Below are 12,153 nucleotides of genomic sequence, written 5' to 3' on the forward strand. Positions count from 1 at the left end.
CGCGGCGGGGGCCGCCGCTCCGCGTTAAGCTCCGCGGGTGTCCTTCGCGATCAAGAGCCCCTACCAGCCGACCGGCGACCAGCCGCGCGCCGTCCGCGAGCTGACGGAGGGGCTGCGCCGCGGCGACCTGGCGCAGGTGCTCCTGGGGGTGACGGGCTCGGGCAAGACCTTCACCGTCGCCAACGTGGTGGCGGAGGTGAAGCGGCCGACGCTCGTCATCGCCCACAACAAGACCCTGGCGGCGCAGCTCTACGGCGAGTTCAAGGAGCTCTTCCCCGACGCCGCCGTCCACTACTTCGTCAGCTACTACGACTACTACCAGCCCGAGGCGTACGTCCCCTCGACCGACACGTACATCGAGAAGGACTCGTCCATCAACGACGAGATCGACCGCATGCGGCACGCGGCGACCCACGCGCTCCTCACCCGCAACGACGTGCTCATCGTGGCGTCGGTGTCGTGCATCTACGGCCTCGGCACCGCCGAGGCGTACTACGGGCTGTTGCAGCAGGTGGAGAAGGGCCAGGAGTTCCTGCGCGACCGCTTCATCCGCTCCCTCATCGACATCCAGTACGAGCGGAACGACCTCGACTTCCACCGCGGCACCTTCCGCGTCCGCGGCGACACGCTCGAGGTCTTCCCTCCGTACGAGGAGGAGCGCGCCGTCCGCATCGAGTTCTTCGGCGACGTGGTGGACCGCATCACCGAGTTCGACCCCCTGCGCGGCCAGAACCTGGGGGAGCTGGACAAGGTCGCCATCTTCCCCAACAGCCACTACGTCTCGGCGCCGGAGACGCGCAAGCGCGCCATCGACGGGATCTGCGAGGAGCTGCGCGGCCGGCTCCAGGAGCTGCGCGCGCAGGACAAGCTGGTCGAGGCGCAGCGGCTCGAGCAGCGGACGATGTTCGACCTCGAGATGCTGGAGCAGATGGGCTTCTGCTCGGGGATCGAGAACTACTCGCGCTGGCTCTCCGGGCGCCGGGCCGGCGACGCGCCGCCCTGCCTCATCGACTACTTCCCGAAGGACTTCCTGCTCGTCATCGACGAGTCCCACCAGACCGTGCCGCAGATCGGCGCCATGTACCGCGGCGACCGCTCCCGCAAGGAGACGCTGGTGGACTTCGGCTTCCGCCTGCCCTCGGCGCTCGACAACCGCCCGCTCAAGTTCGAGGAGTTCGAGCGCATCGTGAAGCAGGGCATCTACGTCTCCGCCACCCCGGCCCGGTACGAGCTCGACCGGGCGGGCGGCGTGGTGGTGGAGCAGATCATCCGGCCCACCGGCCTCGTGGACCCGGAGGTGGAGGTGCGGCCGGTCGGGACGCAGGTGGACGACCTCCTGGCGGAGGTGCGGACGCGCGCCACGGCGGGCGAGCGCGTCCTCGTCACCACCCTCACCAAGCGCATGGCGGAGGATCTGACCGAGTACTACACCGACGTCGGCGTCCGCTGCCGCTACCTGCACTCCGACATCGACACGCTGGAGCGGAGCGCCCTCATCCGCGACCTGCGGCGGGGCGAGTTCGACGTCCTCATCGGCATCAACCTGCTGCGCGAGGGGCTCGACATCCCGGAGGTGTCGCTGGTGGCGGTGCTCGACGCCGACAAGGAGGGGTTCCTGCGCAGCGAGGTCTCGCTCATCCAGACCATCGGCCGCGCCGCCCGCAACCTGAACGGCCGGGTGCTGCTCTACGCCGACAAGGTCACCGACTCGATGCGCAAGGCGCTCGACGAGACGAACCGGCGGCGCGAGATCCAGCGCCGGTACAACGAGGAACACGGGATCACTCCCCAGTCGGTGCGGAGGAACATCACCGACCTGCACCTGGCCGAGGCCCCGGCGGGCGAGCTGCCCGTGCCGCTGGCGGCCGACGGCGCCGAGTACCAGCCGGAGGAGCTCCCGCGCATGATCGCCGAGCTGGAGAAGGAGATGAAGGCCGCCTCGCAGGCGCTCGAGTTCGAGCGGGCGGCCCAGCTCCGGGACCGCGTCCTGGCGCTGAAGGACCTCCAGCTCGGGGTGGTGCGGAAGCTCGGCGTCGGGATGAAGGGCCTGCTCGGCTCGGGGGCCAACCTCGCGGCCGGCGACGCGGCCCGGGCGCCTCGCCGGGCCCAGGCGATGCGGCGCCGGCGCCGGTGAGCGGCGCTACTGCACCACCGTGACCGCCGCGTCGTCGACGAGGAAGCTCGTCTGGAGCGTGGGATCCTCGGCGGCGTGGAGGTGGAGGCGGATGGTCCTGCCGCGCCACGCCGAGAGGTCGAAGCGCCACTGGGTCCAGCCGCTCGACGCGTCGAGGTTCGAGAAGGCGCCGAGCGTGCCGAGGAGGCTTCCGGCGCCGTCGCGCACGGTGACGGTGAGCGTGTCGAAGGCGGTCGAGGCGCTGGTCTCGGCGGTGGTCACTTGCAGCCAGAAGCTGAAGCTCGCGCCGCAGGCGCCGGCGGGGAGGGTGACCTCCTGCCAGAGGTCGTCCACGTGGGGGCTGCCGTAGCCGTCGAGCCAGGCCTTCCAGCCGCCGCTGTGCGCGGCCGGCGAGGTGGTCGGGTCGAGGACGCCGGCGGTGGCGACCCACGGCGCGGCGGTGCCCGCCTCGAAGCCGGGGTTGGCGAGGAGCTGGCGGGTGGCGGCGCAGGCGGCCGCGGGCGCGGCGTTCGCCACCGTCACGGACACGGCGGCCGACTCGCCGGCGTGGCCGGCCGCGTCGTAGGCCCGGCTGGTGAGGGTGTGCGGCCCGTTCGCGGCCGCGGTGGTGTCCCAGGGCGCGGTCCAGGGCGGCGCGGCCGCGGTGGCGACGAGCGCCCCGTCGACGTAGAGCTCGACGCGCGTCACGCCCACGTCGTCGCTGGCGGTCGCGGCGAAGGTCACCACGCCCGACACGGTGGCGCCGGGGGCGGGCGCGCTCACGCCGGTCGCCGGCGCGGTGGCGTCCGCGGGAGCGCCGAAGCCCAGGAACCCGGTGAAGAGCAGCGCGTCCGGGGAGCCGGTTCCGACCCCCGAGAGCTGGCCGGAGGTGGCGTTCGCGGTGAGCGCCGCCGCCACCTCGGCCGGCGTCGCCGACGGGCGCTGCGACAGGACGAGGGCCGCGGCCCCGGCGACGTGCGGGGTCGCCATCGAGGTCCCGCTGAGCGTGTTCGTGGCGGTGTCGGAGGTGAACCACGCCGAGGTGATGCCCACGCCCGGCGCGTACAGGTCGAGGCAGCTGCCGAAGTTCGAGAACGAGGCCTGGGCGTCCGAGGCGTCGGAGGCGCCCACGGTCAGGGCGGCCGGGAGGCGCCCCGGCGACTGCGTGCAGGCGTCGAGCGCGCCGTTGCCCGCCGCCACCGCGAAGGTGACGCCGGCGGCGATGGCGCTCTGCACCGCCTGGTCGAGGGTGGCCGAGGCCGCGCCGCCCAGGCTCAGGTTCGCGACCGCCGGCGAGAGGTGGTTGGCGGCCACCCAGTCGATCCCCGACAGCGCGGACGAGACCGACCCGGCCCCGGTGCAGTCGAGGACGCGCACCGACCACAGCCGCGCGCCCTTCGCCACGCCGTGGGTCGAACCCCCCAGCGTGCCCGCCACGTGCGTCCCGTGGCCGTTGCAGTCGTCGGTGCCGTGGCCGTCGTCCACGGCCGTGAAGGCGCCCGCGGCGCGGCCGCCGAACTCCGCGTGCGTGGCGCGGATCCCGGTGTCGATGACGTAGGCGTTCACCCCCGCGCCGTCCGCGCCGTAGCCGTAGCTGCCGTCGAGCGGCAGGCCGCGCTGGTCGAGGCGGTCGAGCCCCCAGGGGGCGCCCACCTCGATCCCCTCGGCGTGGAGCTCGCCGTCCTCCTCCACCCGCGCGACGCTCGGGTCCTGCGCGAGCGCCTGCGCCTGGGCGTCCGTCAGCTCCGCCAGGAAGCCGCGCAGCGCGTGGCGCCAGGTGCCCGCCACCCGCCCGCCGTGCTGGCCGGCGAGCGCGGCGGCGTCGATCGCCACGTCGTGCTCCTTGGCGAGGTCGTCGCGCAGCACCACGAGGTAACGGCCGCCCACCGGGTGCGCGACGCGGAGCACCGCGCCGGACTGGGTGTGGAGCGCCGGCGCCCCAGGGCCGCTCGTGGCGCCGGGGCCGCAGGCGAGGAGCGGTCCCGCCAGCAGCAGCGCGGCGGCGGAGCGGAGGTGCATCGAGGGTCCTCGCGGGCGGGCGGACGGCGCGCCTCCGGGCGGCTGGCCACCGGGTTCGACTGTGCCCCTGGGGGGTTCCCTCGATCAACGGGGACAAGGTGCGCAGGAGGTGGCGCGCGTGCGGTCGTCTGGCAGGAGGGACGACCGGCGCAAGCCGTGGGAACCGCTTAGAATCCCGCCGCAGATGGACGCCGCCCTGCGACAGAAGCTGGCCGACCTGCCGCCCGAGCCGGGCTGCTACCTCATGAAGGACCGGGCCGGGGAGGTGGTCTACGTCGGGAAGGCGTCGAGCCTCCGCTCCCGGGTGCGCAGCTACTTCGACGCGGGGCGGGGCGACGAGCGGGCCTTCGTCGCGCTGCTCGACGACCTCCTCGGCGACATCGACGTCATCGTCACCCGCTCCGAGAAGGAGGCGGTGCTCCTCGAGAACGAGCTCATCAAGAAGCACCACCCGCGCTTCAACGTCCGCCTGCGCGACGACAAGGACTTCATCGTCCTGCGGCTCGACGACCGCCACCCGTACCCGCGGCTCGAGGTGCGGCGCGCGCGCCAGCGCAAGGACGACGGCGCGCGCTACTTCGGGCCCTACTCGAGCGCGAGCTCGATCCGCGAGACCCTGCGCGTCGTGAACCGCTGGTTCCAGCTCCGGACCTGCAGCGACCACGTCTTCGACCACCGCAAGCGGCCCTGCATCCTGTACCAGATCCACCGCTGCCCGGCGCCGTGCGTCTACGAGGTGCCGGCCGAGGAGTACGGCCGCTCGGTGGAGGACGCGGTGGAGTTCCTGGAGGGCCGGGAGGGGGAGCTGGCGGGGCGGCTCCGGGCCCGGATGGAGGAGGCCGCCGCGGCGCTCCGCTTCGAGGAGGCCGCGCGCGCCCGCGACCAGCTCGTCGCCGTCGAGCGCAGCCTGGAGAAGCAGCGGGTGCTCATGGCGGACGAGAGCGACCGCGACGTGTTCGGCCTCTACCGCGAGGGGCCGGACCTCGTCCTGGCCGTGCTGGCCATGCGGCGCGGCCGGCTGCAGGACGCGCGCACCTACCCGTTCCGCGAGCAGGAGTTCCCGGACGAGGAGACGCTCTCCTCGTTCCTCGCCCTCTACTACGAGCAGAACCCGCCGCCGGACGAGGTGCTCCTCCCGCTCGAGGTCGAGGGGGCGTGGGCGCTGGCCGAGGTGCTCTCGGACCGGCGCGGGCGGAAGGTGAGGCTCCTCACCCCGCAGCGGGGCGCCAAGGCCGACCTGCTCGAGGTCGCGGCCAGGAACGCGGCGCAGGGGTTCAAGAGCTGGCACGAGAAGGACGAGCGGCGCGAAGAGGCGCTGGCGGCGCTGACGCGCGCGCTGCACCTCGCGAAGGAGCCGCGCTGGATGGAGTGCTACGACATCTCCACCTTCCAGGGCGCGCTGGCGGTCGGCTCCGGGGTGTCGATGAAGGACGGCGAGCCGGACAAGGACAACTACCGCCGGTACAAGGTGAAGGGCGTCGCCGGGCAGGACGACTTCGCCATGCTCCACGAGGTCGTCACCCGCCGGCTCAAGCGCGCGCTCGCGGAGGACGCGTTCCCCGATCTGCTCGTCATCGACGGCGGCAAGGGGCAGCTCCACGCCGCGCTGGCGGCGGCCCACGACCTGGGCGTCGCCACCGCGCCGGCCGCGGGCAACCCGGGCCTCCCCTTCGTGCAGATGGCGGGGCTCGCCAAGAGCCGGCTCATGGACTACGGGACGGCGCGGGTGATCTCCGGGCGGCGGCGGGCGAGCGCCGCGGCGCTGGCCGACGCGGCCGAGGCGAAGGGGCGCGGCTTCGTGTCGGAGCTGGAGCGGACCCCGGAGCGGGTGTTCCTGCCCGGGCGCAAGGACGCGCTGGTGCTGCGGCAGAACTCGGCCGAGCTCTACCTGCTCACCCGGCTGCGCGACGAGGCGCACCGCTTCGCCATCACCTTCCACCGCAAGCTGCGCCGCTCCCGCAACTTCCACTCGGTGCTGGAGGACATCCCCGGGATCGGCGCCGGGCGGCGCAAGGCGCTCCTGCGGGAGCTGGGATCGCTGCGGCGCATCCGCGAGGCGAAGGTGGAGGAGCTGGCGCGCGTGGAGGGGTTCGGGCCGCGGGCGGCGCAGGCGGTGTGGGACTTCTTCCACGCGGCCGCCGCGGCCCCCGCTGTCGCCGGGGCCGCAGAGGCCGCCGGGGCGGAGCCCTCACCCGAGGTGGAGGGCGCGCCGGCGCTCGAGGTGAGCGAGGCGGACCTCGACGCCGCGCTGGCCGAGGAGGCGGCCGGCGACGGCGGGTGATAAGGTCGGAGGGAACCCGACCCCGCCTCGAGGAGGAGATCCCGTGGAGAACCGCACCCGCACCGCGCAGCGCCCCCTCGCGCCCGTGGTCGATGCGCTGTGTCAGCAGGCCGCGGCGCTGGCCCCGCCGCGCAACGGGAACGGCCGCATCGTGCTGCCGTCGCGCGACGCGGTCCTCGCCTGCGTGGAGGGGCTCCGCGGCGTCTTCTTCCCCGGCTACTTCGGGGCGGCGGACCTCTCGGACGAGCACCTGCACTACTACGTCGGCGCCACGCTCGACCGCGTGCTGCAGGCGCTCGAGGAGCAGGTCCGGCGCGGCCTCGCCTTCGCCGAGCGGCACGAGGACGAGCGCTGCACGCACTGCGCGGACCGGGCGGCGGAGGTCTGCCAGGCCTTCCTGGGCCGGCTCCCGGAGGTGCGGCGGCTGGTCGGCTCGGACGTCGAGGCCGCCTACGAGGGCGACCCCGCCCTCAAGATCAAGGACGAGGCCATCTTCAGCTACCCGGGCGTGCTGGCCGTCACGAATCAGCGCATCGCCCACGAGCTCTACGCGCTCGCCGTCCCGCTCATCCCCCGCATGATCACGGAGCAGGCGCACGCCGTGACCGGCATCGACATCCACCCCGGTGCCCGCATCGGCGAGCGCTTCTTCATCGACCACGGCACCGGGGTCGTCATCGGCGAGACCGCGATCATCGGCGCGAACGTCCGCGTCTACCAGGGCGTCACCCTCGGCGCGAAGAGCTTCCCCAAGGACGAGAAGGGGCTGCCGATCAAGGGCATCGACCGCCACCCCATCGTCGAGGACGACGTGGTGATCTACTCCGGCGCCACCATCCTCGGGCGGGTCACCATCGGCCGCGGCTCCTCCATCGGCGGCAACGTGTGGCTCACCCACGGGGTGCCGCCCGGCAGCCGCGTCACGCAGGCGGAGGTGCGCGAGGCCGGGTTCGAGTACGGCGGCGGGATCTGATCCGACGGGGGCTGCGCCCCCGCCCCATCCAGCAAAGCTGGCTGGGGCCCCACCTCCGCTCGGCGGGTCCCGTGCACATGCGCGGCTGCGCCGCTCCCGCGCATGTGCCCCGCCTTGGAGGGCTCCGCCCTCCCCGCGGGCGCGGGGCCCCTCCTGCCTCGACTCGAGGCGGCATGGCCGCCGCGGTGGTGGTATAGGGTCGCGCCGATTCGACGCCGCAAGGAGGCGCGCTTTGGCCATGCATCCCTGGCACGACGTGGAGCTCCCCCGCTACGTGGAGGACTCCATCCCGGCCATCATCGAGATCCCGACCGGCACCAAGGTGAAGTACGAGCTCGACAAGGCGTCGGGCCTGCTCATCGTGGACCGGGTGCTCTTCTCCTCCGTCCACTACCCGGCGAACTACGGCTTCGTCCCGCGGACCTACTGCGACGACGGCGACCCGCTCGACATCCTGGTGTACTGCCAGGAGGCGATCCTGCCGCTCTCGATCATGCGCGCCAAGATCATCGGCGTGATGAAGATGCGCGACGACAAGGGGGAGGACGACAAGCTCATCGCCGTCCACGCCGACGACCCGGAGTACTCGGACTACAACGACATCTCCGAGATGCCGCCGCACCGGATGCGGGAGCTGAAGCGCTTCTTCGAGGACTACAAGGGCCTCGAGAACAAGAAGGTGCTCGTCGAGGAGCCGCAGGGCCGGCGCGAGGGGCTCCAGGCGCTCCGCGCCGCGATGCGCCTCTACGAGCAGGAGAAGCCGCGGCTCACCGGCCGGGCCGAGGCCCCGAAGGCCAGGCCGTCGCGCCGCGGGGCGCCGCGCCGGGCGGCCGGCCGCTCGCGCCGCTGAGCGGCGGGGGTCCGGCGTCACCGTCCGGCGAGCGCCAGCGCCGCCGCCACGGCGGCGGCGACCATCTCGGCGCCGTCGGAGGCGGCCGCTTCGCGCGGCGCCGGCGCGGAGGTCCGCGCGGCCCCGGAGGCCTCGAGCTGCGCGCAGGCCGCCTCCGCGGCCGCGCGGAGGCCGGGGTCGTCGCTGGCGCGCCAGCGCGCCTGGCGCACCTCGCCGGCGGCGTCGAGCCAGAGCCCGATCCGCACGGCCAGGTGGGGGCGCGCAGCCTCGCCGGTGACGGTCGCGCCCTGCAGCGCACCCGCGTGGTGGCGCGGCGGCTCGCTCGGGCGCGGCCCGATCCAGGGGTGAACGGCGGGCGGGGCCTCGGTCGCTCGTTCGGCTCGCGGGTCCATGCGGATCACCTCGGACCGAGCACTGTCGCACGTACCCCGCGTCCGCGAACAGTGACCCCGGCGGTACCCGCCGCGGGCCGCCGCGAGGGCGCCGATGGAGGTGGAGCGCCCACCTGGCGCGGTCGCCGGCTTGGGGGTGCTCCGGCCTCGCGCTAGACTCCGCCGGTGCAGCGCCCCCTCCGAGCCACCGACTTCACCCTCGACTACGTCGCCGAGGTCCTGGCGCAGCGCGGCGTCATCACCGCCGACGCCCGCCGCACCGCGCTCGCGCGCGAGCCGGCGCAGCGCGCCCGCCTCCTCCGCGAGCAGTCGCGGCAAGGCCGGGCGCTCCGACGCGCCGAGCTGTCGCCGGTCGAGCTCCTCGCCTCCTTCGCCTTCCCTGACGCCCGCCGCGAGGGGGAGCTCGTCGACGAGGACAAGGCGGCCGGCGTGGTGGCCGAGGCGGCCGGCGTCGTCTACCGCAAGATCGACCCCCTCAAGCTCGACGCGCAGCTCATCACCCGGACCCTCTCCCGCCCCTTCGCGCGCCGGCACGCGGTGCTGCCGCTGGAGCGCCGGAACGGCGCGCTGGTGGTCGCCACCGCGAACCCGTTCGACGGCGAGCTGTTCGAGAGCCTGCGCGGTCTCACCGGGAGCGAGATCCAGCCGGTGCTGGCCGCGCCCTCGGACATCCACCGCGCCATCGCCGAGGTGTACGGGTTCCGGCAGCAGATCCGCGAGGCGCAGAGCCAGCTCTCGGGCGAGGCCCCGGCCGCCGACGTCGGCAACCTGGAGCAGTTCGTCGACCTCTCCGGCCTCGAGGCGCTCGAGGCGTCGAGCGAGCCGGTCATCGCCGCGGTCGAGTACCTGCTCCACTACGCCTTCGAGCAGCGGGCGAGCGACATCCACGTCGAGCCCCGGCGCGAGGAGTCGATCATCCGGATGCGCATCGACGGCGTCCTGCACCCCGTCTACCGCATCCCGAAGGGCGTCCACGGCGCCATCGCCAACCGGTTCAAGATCATGAGCCGGCTCGACATCGCCGCCAAGAAGCCGCAGGACGGGCGCATCCGCACCGCCCGCGGCGACGCCGAGATGGAGCTGCGCGTCTCCACCGTCCCGACCACCTTCGGCGACAAGATCGTCATCCGCATCCTCGACCCGAACGTGCTGGTGCGCGACCTGTCGGAGCTGGGCTTCCTGCCCGACGAGCGCGAGACGTTCGAGCGCTGGCTCGACCGCCCGCACGGCCTCGTGATCGTGACCGGCCCCACCGGCAGCGGGAAGACCACCACCCTCTACTCGGCGCTGCAGGCGCTCACCTCGCCGGAGGTGAACGTGGTCACCATCGAGGACCCGATCGAGATGGTGCACGAGGACTTCAACCAGATCGCCGCCAACCCCAAGACCGGCACCGGGTTCGCGGACGCGCTCCGGCACGTCCTGCGGCAGGATCCCGACGTCATCATGGTGGGCGAGGTGCGCGACGCCGAGACCGCCAGCCAGGCGGTGCAGGCGGCGCTCACCGGCCACATGGTGCTGACGACGCTCCACACGAGCGACTCCGTCGGGGCGGTGGCGCGCCTGCGCGACCTGGGGGTGCCGAGCTTCCTGGTCGGCGCCACGCTCACCGGGGTGGTCGCGCAGCGGCTGGTGCGGCAGGTCTGCCCGGCCTGCGCGCAGGACGTGCCCCTCACCGCCGACGAGGTGGCCGCGCTCGGGGTGAAGCACCCGGAGGACTGGGCCGGCAAGCTCCTCGCCCGCCGGGGGGAGGGGTGCGCCAAGTGCCGCTACACCGGCTACTACGGGCGGACCGGGCTGTTCGAGGTGCTGCCCATGAACGCGCGGCTGCGCCACCTGGTGGCGGACGGCGCCACGCCGGAGGTGCTGCAGCGGACGGCGCGCCAGGACGGGCTGCGCAGCCTGCGCGAGCACGCGGTGCGCAAGGTGGCGAGCGGCGTCACCTCCTTCGAGGAGGCGGTGCGCGGGACGGCCGACGCGGAGGGCTGGCGATGAGCTTCGTCGAGGAGCTGGCCGAGCTGCGCCGCACCGGGGCGCGCCTCCTGTACGTGGTGACCGACGAGGAGGAGCGCGCGGTGGCGCTCTGCCGGGCGGCGCTGGGGGGCGAGGCCGGAGTGGCCGTCTGGTCCCGCACGCGCGGGCTCGACCCGGTGGACCGCGCCGCCAAGGACCCGCACGCCGCGCTGGACGCGCTGCTCCGGCCGAACGCGGCCGAGAAGCCGCTGGCGGCGCTGCTGCTCGACTTCCACCACGAGCTGGAGGACCGGTCGGTGGCACGCCACCTCCGCGACGTCCTCCCCGAGTTCTACCCGCGGCGGCGCTGCGCGGTCGTCATCGCGCCGGCGCTGCGGCTGCCGGAGGGGCTGGCCGCTGAGACGACCGTGCTGCGGCTCCCGCTCCCGGATCGCGAGGAGCTGGGGGCGGCGCTGGGCGCGCTCCTCACGGCGCGCGGCGCGGCCGCGGCGAACGCGCCGGCGCTCCACGCGATGCTGGGGGCGGCCGCTGGGCTCACCTACACGCAGGCGCAGCGCGCCTTCAGCCGCGCGCTGCACGTCGACCCGGCGCTGGGGGAGCGCGCGGTCGCGATCGTGACGGAGGAGAAGGCGCGGCTGCTCGCCTCGGATCGCGGCCTCGAGCTGGTCGAGGTGAAGGAGCGCCCGGAGGACGTGGGGGGGCTGGAGGGCTTCAAGGCGTGGATCGGCGAGCGGGCGCTGGCGTTCGCGCACGACGCGCGCGGCTTCGGGCTGGCGGCGCCGCGCGGCGTGATGCTGCTCGGCGTGCAGGGCTGCGGCAAGTCGCTCGCCGCGAAGGCCGTGGCGGGGCTGCTCCGCATCCCGCTCGTCCGGCTCGACCTGCCGTCGGTGCTCGGCGCGGGCGACGGGGCCGAGGAGGGGCTGGCGCGCGCGCTCGCCGCGGCCGAGGCCATCGCGCCCCTGGCGCTGTGGGTGGACGAGATCGAGAAGGGGTTCGCCGGCAGCGCGCCGGGGGAGGGGACGGACCCGCGCGCCGCGCGCGTGCTGGGGACCTTCTCGACCTGGCTGCAGGAGCGGCGGGCGCCGGTGTTCGTGGTCGCGACCGCGAACGACGTGACGCGGCTCCCGCCCGAGCTCCTGCGCCGCGGCCGCTTCGACGAGCTGTTCTTCGTGGACCTCCCGGACCTCGAAGCGCGGCGCGCCATCCTCGCCCTGCACCTCCAGAAGCGGGGCCGCGGGCCCGAGGCGTTCGACCTCCCCGCCATCGCCGCCGCCTGCGACGGGTACTCCGGCGCCGAGCTGGAGCAGGTGGTGGTGGGGGCGCTCCACCGGGCCTACGCCCTCGGCCGCGAGGTGGAGACGCAGGATCTTCGCCGGCTGGCGCAGGACCTCGTGCCGCTCTACCGGACGTACGAGGAGCAGATCAAGGCGCTGCGCGAGTGGTCGCGCGGCCGCGCCCGCGGGGCGGGGCGCGAGACGGCGGTGGTGGACCTGTTCCGGCGCGCAGAGCCGTGATCTCCGCCTGCCCAGCTGGTCCTGACCCAGAGTAATT

8 protein-coding genes are annotated in these 12,153 nt (G+C 74.2%); 6 read left to right on the forward strand and 2 right to left on the reverse strand.

Features of this window, described 5'->3' with window-relative positions; genetic code table 11:
- Positions 1-37 precede the first annotated feature (37 nt).
- The gene (gene uvrB / locus HWY08_RS14015) at positions 38-2,134 is read left to right on the forward strand and encodes an excinuclease ABC subunit UvrB (RefSeq protein ID WP_176066214.1); all 2,097 of its coding nucleotides are present in this window, start codon (positions 38-40) and stop codon (positions 2,132-2,134) included.
- A 6-nt stretch (positions 2,135-2,140) separates the two neighbouring features.
- Here the strand turns inward: uvrB and HWY08_RS14020 are convergent, their stop codons facing one another.
- Positions 2,141-4,132, reverse strand: coding sequence for a S8 family serine peptidase (locus tag HWY08_RS14020; protein ID WP_176066217.1), 1,992 nt, complete (start codon positions 4,130-4,132; stop codon positions 2,141-2,143).
- Positions 4,133-4,316: 184 nt separating this feature from the next.
- Between HWY08_RS14020 and uvrC the strand changes: the two genes are divergently transcribed.
- The 3 genes from uvrC (at position 4,317) to HWY08_RS14035 (ending at position 8,236) form a co-directional block, all read left to right on the forward strand.
- Positions 4,317-6,413 carry an excinuclease ABC subunit UvrC gene (gene uvrC, locus HWY08_RS14025; protein ID WP_176066219.1) on the forward strand — a complete coding sequence of 699 codons (2,097 nt, stop codon included), beginning with the start codon at positions 4,317-4,319 and terminating at the stop codon, positions 6,411-6,413.
- Between the two features lie 43 nt (positions 6,414-6,456).
- Positions 6,457-7,386 carry a serine O-acetyltransferase EpsC gene (gene epsC / locus HWY08_RS14030; RefSeq protein WP_209005155.1) on the forward strand — a complete coding sequence of 310 codons (930 nt, stop codon included), beginning with the start codon at positions 6,457-6,459 and terminating at the stop codon, positions 7,384-7,386.
- A 238-nt stretch (positions 7,387-7,624) separates the two neighbouring features.
- Positions 7,625-8,236 carry an inorganic diphosphatase gene (locus tag HWY08_RS14035; protein ID WP_176066220.1) on the forward strand — a complete coding sequence of 204 codons (612 nt, stop codon included), beginning with the start codon at positions 7,625-7,627 and terminating at the stop codon, positions 8,234-8,236.
- Between the two features lie 17 nt (positions 8,237-8,253).
- Here the strand turns inward: HWY08_RS14035 and HWY08_RS14040 are convergent, their stop codons facing one another.
- Positions 8,254-8,628, reverse strand: coding sequence for a hypothetical protein (locus tag HWY08_RS14040; protein WP_176066222.1), 375 nt, complete (start codon positions 8,626-8,628; stop codon positions 8,254-8,256).
- A gap of 165 nt (positions 8,629-8,793) precedes the next feature.
- Between HWY08_RS14040 and HWY08_RS14045 the strand changes: the two genes are divergently transcribed.
- Both HWY08_RS14045 and HWY08_RS14050 read left to right on the forward strand, forming a co-directional pair.
- On the forward strand, positions 8,794-10,623 hold the full coding sequence (locus tag HWY08_RS14045; protein WP_176066225.1) for a GspE/PulE family protein: 1,830 nt from the start codon (positions 8,794-8,796) through the stop codon (positions 10,621-10,623).
- Positions 10,620-12,116, forward strand: a complete 1,497-nt coding sequence (locus tag HWY08_RS14050) for a Ycf46 family AAA ATPase (protein WP_176066227.1) — start codon at positions 10,620-10,622, stop codon at positions 12,114-12,116. Before HWY08_RS14045 ends, HWY08_RS14050 begins: the two co-directional genes overlap by 4 nt.
- Positions 12,117-12,153 lie beyond the last annotated feature (37 nt).

Origin of the sequence: Anaeromyxobacter diazotrophicus (assembly GCF_013340205.1) — a bacterium.
Lineage (GTDB): Bacteria > Myxococcota > Myxococcia > Myxococcales > Anaeromyxobacteraceae > Anaeromyxobacter_A > Anaeromyxobacter_A diazotrophicus.